Below are 16,528 nucleotides of genomic sequence, written 5' to 3' on the forward strand. Positions count from 1 at the left end.
ATGTCTTAGTCTGAGGCCATGTCGATTTTCCAGTACTACGTAGCTTCAACCATTGACGGCTTCATCGCTTCGCCGGACGACGACCTTGGCTGGCTCCTGCAGTTCGACCAGGTTGATGGCGTGAACGAGAGCATCGAGTCCTTCATGGCGGGTGTCGGCTGTATCGCCATGGGAGGCGATACGTATCGCTGGCTTATGGAACACGAACCCGGCAAATGGCCGTATCCGGACACGCCCTGCTGGGTGTTCACGCACCACGAATACTCCGCTCCGGCCGGTTCGGATATCACCTTTGTCCGGGGTGACGTCCGGGAGTTCGCCCCGGACCTGCTCAAGGACGCCCGGGACAAGAACGTCTGGCTGGTGGGCGGAGGCGACCTCGTGGCCCAATTCGCCAATGCCGGCCTGCTTCACGAGATGATCGTCACCATCATTCCGGTGGTGCTGGGGGCAGGAAAGCGGTTGTTGCCGCTCAACGGCCCGACGGCGCCACTTGAGTTGGTTTCGTCCAAAATCCTGGGTGGGGCGGCCGCCGAACTGCACTACCGATTGCCGTGACGCTTCAGATTCATTCAGTGACGATCCCGGCTCAGTGACGGTTGTCGCGGATCATGTTGGTGATCCGGGCAGTTGAGAGCCTGCGCCCTTTGTCATCAGTGATAACGATCTCGTGGGTGGCCAAGGTCCCACCCAGATGAATGGCAGTACAGGTGCCTGTCACCATGCCGCTGGCAACGGAACGGTGGTGGGTTGCCCCCACCTCGATGCCCACCGCATGGCGACCTTTACCGGCGTGGAGGGATGCGGCGAATGATCCCAAAGTCTCAGCCAGGACAACATGCGCGCCGCCATGGAGTATGCCCGCCACCTGCGTGTTTCCTTCCACCGGCATGGTGGCCACTATTCGCTCTGCGCTCATTTCCGTGAACCGAATGCCCAGTTTCACCACCAGCGCACCAACGCCATGCGCTGAGAGCCAATCGTGGAACTCTTCGGGAACACCTGCCTCATTGAGCTCGTCGACAAACCGGTTCGGCGTGAAATTGTCCATCATGCCAACTAGGCTGGCACCTGTGAGTGAAACAACCAAACCGGACCAGGTTCCAACGGCCCAAGCTGCTGCCATCGCTACAGCACCCACCCCCTCTGCCACAGCATCCACCAGCGCCACGGGGGAAGGCCGGCCAAGGTTGCTGGTCCTGGACGGCCATTCCATGGCCTTCCGGGCTTTCTATGCCCTTCCTGCTGAGAACTTCTCCACTGCCAGGGGGCAGTACACCAATGCCGTGCATGGCTTCACGTCCATGCTGATCAACCTGATCAAGGACCAGAAACCCACCCACGTAGCCGTAGCCTTCGATGTCTCTGACGACACGACGTTCCGCAAGGCCGAGTACAGCGAATACAAGGGTGGTCGCAACGCCACCCCAGCGGAGTTTGCCGGCCAGATCGGCCTCATAGCCAAGGTCATGGAAGCCTGGGGCATCAGGACCATTGCCATGCCCGGATACGAAGCCGACGACGTCCTGGCCACGCTGGCGGCTCAAGGTGATGCGGCCGGCTTCGAGGTCCTCCTTGTCTCCGGTGACAGGGACTCGTTCCAGCTGATCAATGACAACGTCTTCGTGCTGTACCCCAAGCAGGGCGTGAGCAATATCCCTAAGCTGGACGCCGCGGCCATCGAAGAAAAGTACTTCGTCAAACCCAGCCTTTACTCGGACCTCGCCGCCCTGGTGGGCGAATCCGCGGACAACCTTCCCGGAGTTCCGGGCGTCGGGCCCAAAACGGCTGCCAAGTGGATCAACCTCTATGGGGGCCTGGAAGGCATCCTCGAAAACCTCGATGCGATCGGTGGCAAGGTTGGCGGGGCCCTTAAGGAAAACCTTGAGAACGTCAAGCGCAACCGCAGGCTCAACCAGTTGCTGACGGATCTCGAGTTGCCCATCACGTTGGAGGATCTGCACGAGCCCCGTCCGGATCGCCAGGCCATCGAGGAATTGTTCGAGGAGCTGGAGTTCCGGACGCTCCGGACCCGTCTTTTTGATCTCTATGGTGACGACACCGCCGGAGATGCCCCGGACACCATCGATGCTCCCGAGTTTTCCGTTCTTACGGAGGCTGCAGAACTGGAGTCGTTCTTCGCCGCGGGGTCCGGCGTGCGTTCGTCACTGGCAGTGCAGGTGGTGCCCGGACGCGTAGGTGACGATGCGAGTGCCTTGGCAGTTGTCAGGAACAACGGAGCTGCCTACATCGAACTGACAGGACTCGATGCCGCCGCTGAGGCGGTCCTGGCCCGCTGGCTCAAGGACCCCGAGGAAGCCAAGGTCCTGCATGAGTTCAAGTCCGCCCTCAAGGCCCTGCACAACCGCGGCCTTGGTCTGGAAGGCGTGGTTGATGACACCTCCATCTCCGGCTACCTGATCCAGCCGGACCGCCGGAGCTATGACCTCGCCGAGCTCGCCCAGGTCCACTTGAAGATCTCACTGGCCACGGCCGCTGCCCAGTCCGGCCAGCTTGAGCTTGACCTCTCAGGTGAAACAGATCAAGCTGCCGCAGCAGCCCTCGTCCAGCAAGCCGCCGTCGTGCATGCCCTTAGCAAGCACTTCGAAAAGGAGCTTGCAGAACGCAAGGCCGATGCCCTCTTGACCACCCTTGAGCTCCCGGTGGCGCGTGTGCTGGCCCAAATGGAACTCACCGGCATTTTTGTGTCCACGGACCGCATGGATGAGCAGCTGGCAGACCTCACAAAGGTGATCGAGAATGCCCAGGAGCAAGCTTTTGCGGCGATTGGGCACGAGGTCAACCTCGGTTCACCCAAGCAACTCCAGACGGTACTCTTCGACGAACTTGGTCTTCCCAAAACCAAGAAAATCAAGTCCGGTTACACCACGGATGCTGCGTCACTGAAGGGGCTGCTGGAGAAGACAGGTCACGAATTCCTGGTTCAACTCATGGCGCACCGGGAGTCCTCCAAGCTTGCCCAGATGGTGGAGACCCTCAAGAAGTCCGTGGCGGACGACGCACGCATCCACACCACATACGCCCAGAACATCGCAGCCACGGGCCGCATTTCCTCCAACAACCCCAACTTGCAGAACATCCCGGTCCGCAGCGAGGAAGGACGCCGTGTCCGCGGCATCTTCGTAGTCAGCGAAGGTTACGAGTGCCTGTTGTCGGCCGACTACTCGCAGATCGAAATGCGCATCATGGCTCACCTTTCGGGCGACGAAGCGCTGATCCAGGCGTACCGTGACGGCGAGGACCTGCACCGCTTCGTCGGATCCCGGATCTTCAACGTGCCGCCGGCCGAAGTAACCAGTGCCATGCGCTCCAAGGTGAAGGCGATGTCCTACGGCCTTGCGTACGGCCTGACGTCTTTCGGGTTGTCCAAGCAGTTGGAAATCTCCGTGGATGAGGCACGGACGCTCATGAAGGACTACTTTGACCGCTTCGGCGGGGTTCGTGACTACCTGCGCGGAGTAGTGGATCAGGCCAGGACAGACGGTTACACCGCCACGATCGAGGGGCGTCGCCGCTACCTGCCGGACCTGACAAGCACAAACAGGCAGGCGCGGGAGGCAGCCGAACGCATCGCGCTTAACTCGCCTATCCAGGGTTCAGCGGCCGACCTCATCAAGCGCGCCATGCTGGGTGTTTCCGCGGAGCTTGCCAGCCAAGGCCTCAAGTCGCGCATGCTGCTGCAGGTCCACGACGAACTTGTCCTGGAAGTTGCGCCGGGAGAACGCGAAGCCGTGGAAAAGTTGGTCATCGACCAGATGGGTTCGGCCGCTGATTTGTCCGTCCCGCTGGATGTCCAGATTGGCGTCGGTTCCAGCTGGTACGAGGCCGGACACTAGTCCGGGCAAGGATTCCATGGAACGCCGGAGGGCGCGCCGCCTTGATGGTGGCGCGCCCTCCGGCGTCTGGCTAGGCTCGAAGGCGTGGCCGATCCCAATGAAAAGATGTCCGGAAAGTACACCGTCCAACGTTTCCCAGCCGTTGCCGATCCTGATGACGCCGGCTATGGCCGCTGCACCACCTGGGTCCAGGCCGTCTCACACGGATTCCATCAGCAGCGGCGCGATGATGAATACCTGGCCAAAACCCTGGCGGCCTATCAAACAGACAAGCGCGAACTGACGGGCGTCTATGTCAACGGCACCGTGCCGGTGCATTCCCTTGGCACCGACGTTCCGGTGGCAACGTACGCGACTATGCGCAAGGCCCTGAATATAGGTTTTGGCCGCCAGCTGGAATCCAACCTCGTCACTGCCGTGACAGTCCGAGGCACCCATAGGCGCAACGGGATTCTTCGCGGCATGATCACCGCCGACTTGGAAGCTGCCAAGGATGACGGCCTGGCCATGGCCGCCCTCACGGCGTCCGAGGCTTCCATTTATGGCCGCTTTGGTTTCGGTGTGGCCACCTTTGAACGAAGCATCAAGGTTGATACCGGCCCACGCTACCGCCTCAGGGGCCAGCCGCTGGGCACCGTTGAAGTCGCCGATCCCGCCGTGTTGTTGGATATAGCCCCGCAGGTCTTTGAACGTGTCCAGCGGCTCTCGCCGGGTTCCGTCGACAGGCAGGAGTACTACCGGCTGCTCGCTTCCGGTTCCATCGGCCATGACGGCAAGCCGGACACCTCTGTCCGCTGCGCCCTTCACTATGACCTGTCCGGGTCACTGGACGGTTACGTTTCCTACCGTTTCAAAGGCTGGGACCACAAGCCGTACACCATGGAAATTGTGGACCTCGTCGCTGCGGGCAACGCGGCCTACCTGGACCTGTGGCGCTTTTTGGGCAGCATCGACCTCATTGACGAAGTCACATGGGCAGAAGCGCCCGTAGACGACCCCCTGGCATGGGCTTTGGAGGATCCGCGGTGCGTTGAGGCCTCTGAGATCCGCGACATGTTGTGGCTCAGGATCCTCGATACTCCGGCTGCGCTGCGCGCCCGCAGCTTCCCGGTTGCGGGCAGGCTGGTGCTGGAGGTTGCGGATTCTTTGGGTTTGGCGGGCGGCACCTGGGTTCTGGAGTCCGACGGCGGTGCTGCCGCCGTCGTGAATGAAGCGTCCGGCGAGGCGCCGGACATCATCCTTGACGTTACAGACCTCGCATCCATCTACCTTGGGGCCGTGTCGCCGGTAACATTGGCTGCTGCCGGCCGCGTCAGCGAGAAAACAGCAGGAGCTGCCTTCCTGGCCCAGCAGCTGTTTGCTGTAGAACGGTCCGCTCACTGCCTGACGCACTTCTAGGTGGAGTCAGGTCAAAACAACCACATAGTCACCATCAGATAGGGACATCCATGGGGGATTCCAAGCGGCGGCCATTGGCCGGCCGGCGATCAGTGCTGCTTGGAATGGCGGGCCTCGCGTCCGCTGCCATGACGGCGTGTGCGGACCGGGGCGGCGCGACGCGCTCCTCCACATCAAACACAAACCCGCTCGCTCCAGGAAACCCGTCGACGGGTCCGGCCATACCGCCACCTTCCATAGCTGCCAAGTCCAGTGAGCAGGCCGCAGCCGCCCTGGCTCCGGGCGTTGCACCCGAGTCGATGCCTGACAAGCAACAGATCGTGGGGGAGTTCGCTGGAAGGCACCCCAAGGAATGGGGGCTGCACGTGACGGGGGTCGTGAACAATTCGCGGTCGCATCACGTGGCGTTGACATTCGACGCTTGCGGCGGGCCCGGGGGCACAGGGTGCGACCACGCACTGTTGAACACTCTTCGCCGGCACAAGGTCCCCGCAACCCTGTTCGTCAACAGCCGATGGCTCCACGCCAACCCATCGCTTTCGACTGAACTGGCGCTCGACCCGCTGTTCGAACTGGCCAATCACGGCACCGCCCACCTCCCGCTGTCGGTGAACGGCAGGGCAGCGTATGGCATCCATGGAACCGCCACAGTTGCCGCTGTTTACGACGAACTCATGGGTAACCAGGCGATCCTCCAGGAGATCAGTGGCAAGGTCCCACAGTTTTTCCGTCCGGGTACTGCATTCTACGACGACGTCGCGGTCGAGGTGACGCGGAGGCTCGGTATGCTGCCGGTCAACTTCACGATCAACGGCGACGGCGGCGCAACGTTTTCGGGGGCCACCGTTGCCGCCGAAGTGGGACGGGTAGTGCCCGGAGACATTGTCATTTCACATTTCAACAGACCTGCTGCAGGCACTGCCAGCGGCTATGCGCGGGCGTTACCCCAGCTACTGGACCGCGGAGTCACGTTTGCGCGCCTGGGAGACGTCCTGTCGCCGTGACACTCCTTTTGACCCTGCTTTGCCAATGCGACTAGAATAAACGGGCGTGTACTACGTGCATGCATCCATTTGTACTAATCCACAAATCAGGATGACCCGGTATTTTGCCGTGTTCTGCCGTCCGGACCCGGGCGGCAGCGGTTTGCCTGACCGACTAACTATCCACAACGGAGCCCCTACTACATGACCATCACCTCCACCGAGAAGCCCGGTACCCCCGTAGTCGCGATTAACGACATCGGTACCGCTGAGGACTTCCTCGCAGCTGTCGACGCCACCATCAAGTACTTCAACGACGGAGACCTCGTCGAAGGTACCGTCGTCAAGGTCGACCGCGACGAAGTTCTGCTCGACATCGGTTACAAGACCGAAGGTGTCATCCCTTCCCGCGAGCTTTCCATCAAGCACGATGTTGATCCCGGTGACGTCGTCGCCGTTGGCGATCAGGTCGAAGCTTTGGTTCTCACCAAGGAAGACAAAGAAGGCCGTCTGATCCTCTCCAAGAAGCGTGCTCAGTACGAGCGTGCCTGGGGCGACATCGAGAAGGTCAAGGAAGAAGACGGTGTCGTTACCGGTACCGTCATCGAGGTTGTCAAGGGTGGCCTCATCCTGGACATCGGCCTGCGCGGCTTCCTGCCCGCATCGCTCGTGGAGATGCGTCGTGTCCGCGACCTCGCTCCGTACATCGGTCAGCAGATCGAAGCCAAGATCATCGAGCTGGACAAGAACCGCAACAACGTTGTGCTTTCCCGCCGTGCATGGCTCGAGCAGACCCAGTCCGAGGTTCGTTCCACGTTCCTCAACAAGCTGGAAAAGGGCCAGGTTCGTCCGGGCGTCGTTTCCTCCATCGTCAACTTCGGTGCATTCGTGGACCTGGGCGGCGTAGACGGCCTCGTTCACGTTTCCGAGCTGTCCTGGAAGCACATCGACCACCCGTCCGAGGTTGTCGAGGTTGGCCAGGAAGTCACCGTCGAGGTCCTCGAAGTGGATCTGGACCGCGAGCGTGTCTCCCTGTCGCTCAAGGCTACGCAGGAAGATCCGTGGCAGACCTTCGCCCGCACCCACGCCCTCGGCCAGGTTGTTCCGGGTAAGGTCACCAAGCTGGTTCCGTTCGGTGCATTCGTTCGCGTCGAAGACGGCATCGAAGGCCTCGTGCACATCTCCGAGCTGGCTGTCCGCCACGTGGAGCTCGCAGAGCAGGTTGTCTCCGTTGGCGACGAACTGTTCGTCAAGGTCATCGACATCGACCTCGAGCGTCGCCGCATCTCCCTCTCCCTCAAGCAGGCTAACGAGGGCGTTGACGCTGACAGCACCGAGTTCGATCCCGCTCTGTACGGCATGGCCGCTGAGTACGACGAAGAGGGCAACTACAAGTACCCTGAGGGCTTCGACCCCGAGTCGAACGAATGGCTCGAAGGTTACGAGACCCAACGCGCCGCTTGGGAGCAGCAGTACGCTGACGCCCAGACCCGCTGGGAAGCCCACAAGAAGCAGGTTGCCCAGCACGCTGCTGACGACGCTGCTGCTGCAACGTCCGGTGAGAGCGATTCCGGCACCACGAGCTACTCCTCGGAGCCGGCTGCCGCTGAGTCCAACGCTGGCACCCTGGCGTCTGACGAAGCACTCGCCGCACTGCGTGAGAAGCTGACCGGCAACTAATTCCGCCTCCCTCACGGGATGTGCTGAATAGCCAGGAAAGGACCCCTGCCTTCGGGCAGGGGTCCTTTTGCATTAAGCCGCAAAGCAGGCCATGTTTAGCCCGGGACGTCAACCCATTCGGTCCCCTGCGGCCTGAGCTCCAAGTTGCCGGCTGTCAGCGAAGCCAGCCGTGAGTGGGCCGCCGAGATGGTTGCTGAATCATCCGGCAAAGCCACTCGTAGTACGGTGTGCCGGGGTTCGTATCCGGTTTCCGCCATGACGTACCCGGCGTTGCGAAGATCGTTCTCCAAACGGCCGGCTTCGGCATGGGGGACGTTGATGGCGCACAAACGTAGCCTTCGCCGCTGGACCAACGGAGCGAGATCCAAGGCAACAGACACAGATTCGGAGTACGCACGGACCAGGCCGCCCGCGCCCAGGAGGATTCCACCGAAATATCGCACGACGACGGCACTTACGTCGCTGAGGTCCGACACCGCAGGCGCGGTCTCGCGTTTGATCAATGCCTCCAGCATGGGGATTCCTGCCGTGCCCGAGGGTTCGCCGTCGTCGCTTGACCGTTGAATCATCCGATCAGGACCTATGACGAAGGCTGAGCAATGGTGACGGGCGTCGTGGAATTCACGCCGCAGATCACTAACCAATGACCGGGCGGTTTCCTCGTCGGGTGAGCGCCGAAGGACAGTAATGAAACGGGACCGCCGGATCTCCAGTTCATGGCGGAAATCCGAACCCACCGCGAGTGTCGTGTACGCTGTCGCGCGGCTGTCATCCTCGTTTTCCACCGCTTCAGTCTAGTGTTGGAGGGTGCTGAAGATTGGGCTGACGGGCGGCATCGCCTCTGGGAAATCAGTGGTGGCATCCAGGCTGCAGGAATTGGGTGCGATCCTTGTGGACGCAGACCTCATTGCGCGGGAAGTGGTGGAGCCTGGAACTCCAGGACTGGCCCGCGTCGTGGACGCCTTCGGCCAGGGGATTCTTGACGTACAGGGCAGGCTTGACCGGCCTAAACTTGGCTCCATCGTGTTCCACGATCCCGCCAAACGCGGAGTGCTCAACGGCATCATCCATCCGCTGGTCCGCGAGGCTGCTGCGGCGGTTGTGTCAGGCGCAGCCCCTGGTGACATCGTGGTCCAGGACATACCGCTCCTCGTCGAAACCGGGCAGGGCAGTAACTTCCATTTGGTAGTGGTGGTGGATGCTCCCGATGACGTGCGCATTCAGCGCATGGTGGAGTTCCGCGGCATGTCCGCGGATGACGCATTAGCCCGAATGGCGTCACAGGCCACGCGTGCGGAACGAAACGCCGCTGCCGACATTGTCCTGGACAACTCCGGAAGCCGGCACGAGCTCCTCGCCGCCGTGGATACTTTGTGGGAGAGCCGCCTGGTGCCCTTCGCGGAGAACCTCAGCCGGGGCAACAGGGCCTCCCATGAAGAGGGCCCTGTCATGAGCGCGTCGAAGGGGGAGTGGAGGGTCCAGGCCGAACGGCTCGCGGAGCGCATTCGCGTTGCGGTTCCCCACGACATCCTTGCTGTGGACCATATCGGCTCCACGTCGGTACCGGGACTGGCGGCAAAGGACGTGATCGACCTTCAACTCTCTGTGTCCGATCTAGGGCAGGCGGACAGGATGGCGCCGCTCCTTGCCACCGCCGGTTTCCCCGTTGTGCCGCAGGCTATTCAGGACACCCCGAAGCCCTCTCATCCCGATCCTGTGCAGTGGCAGAAAAGATTCCATGCCAATGCAGATCCAGGTCGCCCCGTCAATCTGCACGTCCGCGTGGCCGGCTCGCCCGGTTGGCGCTATGCGCTTCTTTTCCGCGACTGGTTGCGGGCAGAACCGTCAGCCGTGGCGCTGTATCAGGCGCACAAACAGGAACTGGCTGTCGCGCACGCGGCTGATCACGGCACGGGGGACTACGCTGACGCAAAGGAGCCGTGGTTCACCGAGGTTGCTTGGCCGCTCATGAACGCCTGGGCCGAACGCACAGGCTGGATGCCGCCGTCGTATATGTCTTCAGCTGAAGGCAAACGCGGACAGTAGCTGTCCTAGGGCGGGGGTAGATTGGTTTTATGAGCCTTGCCCAGGAAATCAACCGTGTCGTCGCGCCGTTCGAAGTGATCAGTGAGTTCAAGCCCGCCGGCGATCAGCCCACTGCCATTGCAGAACTGACCGAACGAATCAACAACGGCGAAAAGGACGTCGTCCTCCTCGGTGCCACTGGTACTGGTAAGAGTGCCACCACGGCATGGCTCATCGAACAGGTCCAGCGACCCACCCTGGTTATGGTCCAGAACAAGACCCTCGCCGCCCAGCTGGCCAATGAATTCCGGGAGCTGCTGCCCAACAATGCGGTTGAGTACTTCGTCTCCTACTACGACTACTACCAGCCCGAGGCATACGTAGCGCAGACGGACACCTTTATTGAGAAAGACTCCTCCATCAATGAGGAAGTGGAAAGGCTTCGGCACTCTGCCACCAACGCCTTGCTGACCCGTCGCGACGTCATCGTGGTGGCCACTGTGTCCTGCATCTACGGCCTGGGTACGCCTGAAGAGTACATCGCCGGCATGGTTACGCTCCGCAAGGGCGCAGAAATGAACCGCGACCATCTCCTGCGGAAGTTCGTCTCCATGCAGTACGCACGCAATGACATGGACTTCCATCGGGGCACCTTCCGGGTCCGTGGCGACACCGTGGAGATCATCCCCATGTACGAGGAACTCGCCATTCGGATCGAGTTCTTCGGCGATGAAATCGAGAACATCCAGACACTCCATCCCCTCACCGGTGAGGTTCTCCGGGACGAGGAAGAGATGTACGTGTTCCCGGCCTCGCACTATGTGGCGGGTCCTGAGCGGATGTCCCGTGCGATCAAGCGGATCGAGGACGAACTTGCTGATCGCTTGAAGGTCCTCGAAGGCCAGAACAAGCTCGTGGAAGCCCAGCGACTCCGGATGCGCACAACGTACGACCTCGAAATGATGCAGCAAATGGGGTTCTGCAACGGCATTGAGAACTACTCCGTGCACATCGATGGCCGCGAGCCCGGAACGGCACCACACTGCCTGATCGATTATTTCCCGGATGACTTCCTGCTGGTGGTTGACGAATCGCATGTCACCATCCCGCAGATCGGTGCGATGTACGAGGGCGATATGTCCCGTAAGCGCAATCTCGTGGACTTCGGTTTCCGCCTGCCGTCGGCCATGGACAACCGGCCCCTGAAATGGGATGAGTTCCTGGAACGCATCGGCCAGACCGTGTATTTGTCCGCAACCCCGGGTAAATACGAGCTCGGGAAAGCCGATGGCTACGTGCAGCAGATCATTCGACCCACCGGCCTCATCGACCCCGAGGTTGTAGTGAAGCCCACCAAGGGTCAGATCGATGACCTGCTCGGTGAAATCAGGACCCGCACCGAGAAGAACGAACGCGTCCTGGTCACCACGTTGACCAAACGCATGGCAGAGGACCTCACGGACTACCTCGTAGGTCACGGCGTCAAGGTGGAATATCTTCACTCGGACGTCGACACCCTGCGTCGAGTGGAACTGCTCCGCGAACTCCGGATGGGTGTCTTCGACGTCCTGGTGGGCATCAACCTGCTCCGCGAAGGTTTGGACCTTCCCGAGGTTTCCCTCGTCAGCATTCTGGATGCCGACAAGGAAGGTTTCCTGCGTTCCTCCACCTCCCTGATCCAGACCATCGGACGTGCCGCCCGTAACGTTTCGGGTCAGGTACATATGTACGCGGACAGGATCACCGACTCGATGGCCCACGCCATTGAGGAGACCAACCGCCGCCGTGCCATCCAGGTGCAATACAACACGGACCACGGCATAGACCCCCAACCGTTGCGCAAGAAAATTGCCGACATCACCGATCAGCTGGCCAAGGAAGACGCAGACACCCAGGAACTGCTCAACAACAACCGACTGGCCAAGGGTGGGAAGCGCAGCAAATCGGCTGCAAAGGGTGCCGCCACGGTTCGGCAGGATGGCCTTGCCGCAGCTCCCGCTGAAGACCTCGTGGGCCTCATCGAGCAATTGACGGAACAGATGCACGGGGCGGCTGCTGAACTTCAATTCGAAGTCGCGGCCCGCATCCGTGATGAAGTCAAGGAGTTGAAGCGCGAATTACGCCAGATGCAGTCCGCCGGGCACGCCTAAGGTAAGGTTGAGGTCACGTAGGGGAGTATCCCAAGCGCTACGTCCGTCAGCACGCAAGGCACAGATGCCTCGCCGGATCTAGCGGGCCGCCAAAATTTGCATTCACCGCACCCTGGCAGGCCGGAGAGACTTACACCGCTTTCCCGTACCCTGCGAAAGGCACCTTTAATGCAGCTTCCCGTCTGGTTTGAGATCGGCTCCTTTGTCGTTCTCGGAATCATCCTGCTGATCGACCTCCTGTTGGTCGTCAAGCGTCCCCACGAACCTTCCATGAAGGAAGCCGGCCTGTGGGTCGGCTTCTACGTCGCGCTTGCCCTGCTCTTTGCAGTTGCAATGTTCTTCTTTGCGGGCCCCGAATACGGTGGCCAATTTGTCGCAGGCTGGGTCACTGAGTACAGCCTGAGCATCGACAACCTCTTTGTGTTCATCATCATCATGGCCCGCTTCTCGGTGCCTCGTAAGTACCAGCAGGAAGTGCTGATGGTGGGCATCATCATCGCGCTCATCCTTCGCGGTATCTTCATCGCCTTGGGCGCAGTGGTCATTGAGCAGTTCAGCTGGGTCTTCTACATCTTCGGCGCATTCCTCCTCTGGACCGCCTGGAAGCAGGCCCGGGATTCCGGCGAAGATGAAGAAGAAGGCGCCGAGAACCCGCTCATCGCACGCCTCCGCAAGGTCCTGCCGATGTCCGAAAAGTTCGACGGCAACAAGATCCGCACCGTCGTTGACGGCAAGAAGGTCTTCACGCCCATGCTGATCGTCTTCATCACCATCGGCCTGACGGACCTCCTGTTCGCCGTGGACTCCATCCCCGCGATCTTCGGCCTGACCCAAAGCGCGTTCATCGTCTTCACTGCCAACATCTTCGCCTTGATGGGCTTGCGCCAGCTGTACTTCCTCCTCGGCGGACTCATGACACGCCTGGTGTACCTGAAGCACGCCCTGTCCGTCATCCTGGCCTTCATCGGGGTCAAGCTTGTCCTCCACGCCATGCACGTGAACGAACTTCCGTTCATCAACGGCGGACACCACATCGAGTGGGCTCCTGAGATCCCCACGTATGTGTCGTTGGCGGTCATCGTCGGTACCATCATCGTTGCTGTCGTAGCCAGCCTGATGAGCCCGCAAGCACGGCAGGCCAAGCTGGATGCCCGGCTCGAGGCAGATGCCAAAAAGAGCATGAGCGAGGCCGAGTAACTGACCTCCAAAGGTTGTAGTCTCGTGAAGTGACTACCACTTCAACTACGGCGCTGGACCCACAACGGGTTCAGCGCCGTAGTGTTTTCCTGCTCAGTTCCGCACAGCTGCTCAGCGGCGTTGGCAATGGGGCGACGCTTTCCATCGGCTCCCTGCTGGCCGTGGACCTATCAGGTTCCGAAGCCTGGGCTGGTTCCATAACCACCGTCCTGACATTGGCTGCAGCAATCGCAGCCCTGCCACTGGCAAGGTTGGCTGAATTACGCGGTAGGCGTGTAGGCCTCGTCACCGGCCTGGTAGCTGCGATGGTGGGTGCGTTGCTCATCATCGCCGCAGTCATGAGCGGGTCGTTCGTGCTGCTTTTGCTTGGTGCAGCTTTTCTCGGCCTCGGCACAGCCGCTAACCTGCAAGCTCGTTTCGCCGCCGTCGACCTCGCGGAACCGGAGCACCGCGGACGATCATTGTCCACGGTTGTCTGGGCCATCACCATCGGGGCTGTGGCAGGGCCCAACCTGATTCAACCGGGAGCCGCCGTAGGTGCGGCACTTGGCCTGCCGCCGATCGCTGGCCCCTTTGTGTTCTCCGCCGTCGGATTGTTCCTGGCGGCCGTTCTACTGTTTGCGGGCCTACGGCCCGATCCTCTGCTGCTGTCCCGCCGGTTGGCCCGTCAGGCTGAGGTTGAAGGCGGGCCAGGACCGCAGCCTGTCCGGGGAACCATCCGGTCCGGCCTTCGAGCCGTCCGATCATCACCGCAGGCGATACTGGCACTGGCTGCCGTCGTAGCCGCCCACGGCGTCATGGTGGCAGTCATGTCCATGACCCCGCTGCATCTTCAACAGCTCGTTGGCGGATCCCATGAGGGACACCATGGAACCACCGACAGCACAGATGCACTGGTGGTAATCGGGCTAACGATTTCCCTCCACATCGCCGGAATGTTCGCCTTATCTCCACTTTGGGGTTGGCTAACGGACAAGGCCGGCCGATTTCAAACCATTGCCATGGGCCATGGCCTTCTTCTGGTGGCGGTGTTCATCGCTGGATTCGGCCAGCAGGAGCCTGTGTTGGTGACCGCGGGGTTGATTCTCCTGGGCCTGGGCTGGTCGGCGGCAACAATTGCTGGATCAACGCTGTTGGCCGAGAGTGTCGAGCCTGACCAACGGGTCACGGTGCAGGGTGTCTCCGACACTCTGATGGGTGCCGCCGGAGCGTTCGGAGGCGCAACCTCCGGCCTGCTTCTTGCGTGGATCGGCTACCAAGGGCTCAACATCGCTTCCAGCCTTCTCGCCGCAGGCGTGCTGGCCCTGACGGCCATCACGGCCAACCGGCAGAGGGCGACCGCCTCGACAGGCGGCCGCCCCGATGGCACGTCCACCTAACGGTTGGCCCGCACCATGCCGAAGAGCCTCCCAAAGATGCCCTCACCGTCTTCGCCGATGCCGTCATGGTGGAAGTCCGACGTGACCCAGGTTTGGAGACCGCGCACCGCAGCCGCGGTTTCAAGTGACAGATCGTGATCCACGTAGATGTCGTCCTTGTACACGGCGGCCGCAACGGGGACCGTGTTTGACGCCAACCGGGTGGGGTCATACAACGGTTTCCAGTCTTTCCAGGCGGCCAGTAATTCAGCCACATCGCCTAAGGGAACCAGCGCGGGATCCTGTTCGAAGTACCACGGATACACCATTTCGCCAGTGAGCAGAGGTTCCTCAGCTTCCGGCTTGAATTCAGGGTAGTCCTCCAGAACGCGCCAGGCGGCCCAGTTGGTGGCCTCTCCTTGGCCGTAGATTGATTCGTGCAGAACGGCGTAGAGGGGATTGGCTGCCCGGCTCACCAGTCCGCGTACTTGTTCAAGGAACGATTCGGACAACCGCTCTCCGGAGGGCGTGGCGATGAACGCGTCCTCCAAAAGATAGTGAAGCGCGTCAACCCGGGTGTTACCGCCCAGGAAGGAGCCCACCATTTGGAAACGCTCCGGCGTTAACCGTTCGCCACTGGCAAGGAATTCAGGGTGCTGCTCCAGGTGACGGGCAATGCGCGTGACCTTCTTCCGGTCCTCCGGGTACCACGAGAAATACTCTGCGTTCCTGGCGGCAACCCGACGGAACGTTGCTTGGTACACGCGCTCCGCTGACCCGTGGAGCGGTGCCAAACCGCCCGTGATGAGCACTTCTCGCAGCCCCTCCGGCGCGAAGGACAGGTACGTCAGTGCACAGAATCCGCCGAAGCTCTGCCCCAGCACTGACCACGGTCCGGAGCCCAGGACACCCCGGATGTACTCGGCGTCCGCCACGATGGAATCGGCGCGGAAGTGTGTCAGGTACTCTGCCTGCGCCGCGGCGTCACCCCGGAGCTCCAATGACTGGCGCTCAATCGGGGTGGACAATCCGGTGCCACGTTGATCGAGCATCAGGATGCGGAAGTCCTTCGCTGCCGCTTTCATCCAGCCGGACAGCGAGGTTACACGATTGCCCCGGCCGCCGGGCCCTCCTTGGAGGAACAAGAGCCACGGCAGCTTGGCGGCCTCGTCCGCCGAATGGTCTGTGGAGGAGTATTCCCGGGCGAAGATTGTGATCGTCTCGTCGCGTACCTCCGCCTGGTGCGTCAGGGGAACAGTGAAGTAGTGCTCCGCCGTCCGTAGTCCACGGAATTCGTGACGGGCTTGGATAACGTGCCTGCCGGTGGCGGCCCGCACGTCGGCTACGTACGGTTCAGCCACGGGTCAGCGCCTCTTTCGCCTCACTGACGGTGGCTCCGAAGGCCTGGAGTGCGTCGCCTGTCAGCCTGAATGTGGACCATTCCTCCATGGGGAAAGCACCAAGGTTCTTGTAGAAGTTGATGGAGGGTTCGTTCCAGTTCAGGACGCTCCATTCCACCCGGGCGTAACCGCGTTCGACGGCGGTGGCGGCCAGATATTGCAGTAGCGCCTTCCCGTGGCCCTCGCCACGGGCGTCCGGCACTACGTAGAGGTCCTCAAGGTAGATGCCGTGGACGCCTTCCCATGTGGAGTAGTTCAGGAACCAAAGCGCGAAGCCTTGAACTGTGCCGGAGCTGTTTTCGGCAATGGTGGCGTATACCCGCGGGTTCTCGCCAAAGAGTACTTCGGTGAGCATGGCCGGGGTGTTCTTAACTGCGTCCGGTTCCTTTTCGTAGATCGCGAGGTCGTGGATCATACGCAGGATGGCGGGAACGTCGTCAACGGTGGCGGGGCGGATTACACTCATGCATTCGAGCTTAC

General features: G+C 61.2%; 13 protein-coding genes. 9 read left to right on the forward strand and 4 right to left on the reverse strand.

All coding sequences use genetic code 11. The features are described 5' to 3' along the window. The first annotated feature begins 18 nt into the window (after positions 1 to 18). Positions 19 to 558 (forward strand): dihydrofolate reductase family protein, encoded by a 540-nt coding sequence (locus tag ACIQTW_RS00575; protein ID WP_402932556.1) that lies wholly within the window; start codon positions 19 to 21, stop codon positions 556 to 558. 31 nt (positions 559 to 589) lie between these two features. Here ACIQTW_RS00575 and ACIQTW_RS00580 read toward each other — a convergent pair whose 3' ends face one another. Next, a complete protein-coding gene (locus ACIQTW_RS00580; protein ID WP_402932559.1) occupies positions 590 to 1,054 on the reverse strand; it encodes a hotdog fold thioesterase in 465 nt (154 codons plus the stop codon). A gap of 160 nt (positions 1,055 to 1,214) precedes the next feature. On the opposite strand from ACIQTW_RS00580, the gene polA reads away from it, so the two are divergent. The 4 genes from polA to rpsA all read left to right on the forward strand — a co-directional run bounded on the left by polA (position 1,215) and on the right by rpsA (position 7,918). Continuing rightward, on the forward strand, positions 1,215 to 3,857 hold the full coding sequence (polA, locus tag ACIQTW_RS00585; protein WP_402936153.1) for a DNA polymerase I: 2,643 nt from the start codon (positions 1,215 to 1,217) through the stop codon (positions 3,855 to 3,857). 84 nt (positions 3,858 to 3,941) lie between these two features. Next, a complete protein-coding gene (locus tag ACIQTW_RS00590; protein WP_402932562.1) occupies positions 3,942 to 5,255 on the forward strand; it encodes a GNAT family N-acetyltransferase in 1,314 nt (437 codons plus the stop codon). Between the two features lie 50 nt (positions 5,256 to 5,305). Further along, positions 5,306 to 6,259, forward strand: coding sequence for a polysaccharide deacetylase family protein (locus ACIQTW_RS00595; RefSeq protein WP_402932565.1), 954 nt, complete (start codon positions 5,306 to 5,308; stop codon positions 6,257 to 6,259). A gap of 183 nt (positions 6,260 to 6,442) precedes the next feature. Further along, positions 6,443 to 7,918, forward strand: a complete 1,476-nt coding sequence (rpsA, locus tag ACIQTW_RS00600; RefSeq protein ID WP_011774756.1) for a 30S ribosomal protein S1 — start codon at positions 6,443 to 6,445, stop codon at positions 7,916 to 7,918. A gap of 95 nt (positions 7,919 to 8,013) precedes the next feature. Here rpsA and ACIQTW_RS00605 read toward each other — a convergent pair whose 3' ends face one another. Further along, on the reverse strand, positions 8,014 to 8,703 hold the full coding sequence (locus ACIQTW_RS00605) for an IMPACT family protein (RefSeq protein ID WP_402932568.1): 690 nt from the start codon (positions 8,701 to 8,703) through the stop codon (positions 8,014 to 8,016). 22 nt (positions 8,704 to 8,725) lie between these two features. On the opposite strand from ACIQTW_RS00605, the gene coaE reads away from it, so the two are divergent. The 4 genes from coaE to ACIQTW_RS00625 all read left to right on the forward strand — a co-directional run bounded on the left by coaE (position 8,726) and on the right by ACIQTW_RS00625 (position 14,669). Next, the gene (coaE, locus tag ACIQTW_RS00610; RefSeq protein WP_402932571.1) at positions 8,726 to 9,964 is read left to right on the forward strand and encodes a dephospho-CoA kinase; all 1,239 of its coding nucleotides are present in this window, start codon (positions 8,726 to 8,728) and stop codon (positions 9,962 to 9,964) included. A gap of 29 nt (positions 9,965 to 9,993) precedes the next feature. Continuing rightward, positions 9,994 to 12,093, forward strand: coding sequence for an excinuclease ABC subunit UvrB (gene uvrB, locus ACIQTW_RS00615; protein ID WP_402932574.1), 2,100 nt, complete (start codon positions 9,994 to 9,996; stop codon positions 12,091 to 12,093). A gap of 168 nt (positions 12,094 to 12,261) precedes the next feature. Further along, a complete protein-coding gene (locus tag ACIQTW_RS00620) occupies positions 12,262 to 13,290 on the forward strand; it encodes a TerC family protein (protein WP_402932577.1) in 1,029 nt (342 codons plus the stop codon). Positions 13,291 to 13,319: 29 nt separating this feature from the next. Then, positions 13,320 to 14,669 (forward strand): MFS transporter, encoded by a 1,350-nt coding sequence (locus ACIQTW_RS00625; RefSeq protein ID WP_402932580.1) that lies wholly within the window; start codon positions 13,320 to 13,322, stop codon positions 14,667 to 14,669. Here the strand turns inward: ACIQTW_RS00625 and ACIQTW_RS00630 are convergent. Both ACIQTW_RS00630 and ACIQTW_RS00635 read right to left on the reverse strand, forming a co-directional pair. Next, positions 14,666 to 16,009 (reverse strand): alpha/beta fold hydrolase, encoded by a 1,344-nt coding sequence (locus ACIQTW_RS00630; RefSeq protein WP_402932583.1) that lies wholly within the window; start codon positions 16,007 to 16,009, stop codon positions 14,666 to 14,668. The genes ACIQTW_RS00625 and ACIQTW_RS00630 overlap by 4 nt on opposite strands. After that, positions 16,002 to 16,514, reverse strand: a complete 513-nt coding sequence (locus tag ACIQTW_RS00635; protein ID WP_402932586.1) for a GNAT family N-acetyltransferase — start codon at positions 16,512 to 16,514, stop codon at positions 16,002 to 16,004. Before ACIQTW_RS00635 ends, ACIQTW_RS00630 begins: the two co-directional genes overlap by 8 nt. Positions 16,515 to 16,528 lie beyond the last annotated feature (14 nt).

This window comes from Paenarthrobacter sp. NPDC090517, assembly GCF_044769165.1.
Taxonomy (GTDB): Bacteria; Actinomycetota; Actinomycetes; order Actinomycetales; family Micrococcaceae; genus Arthrobacter.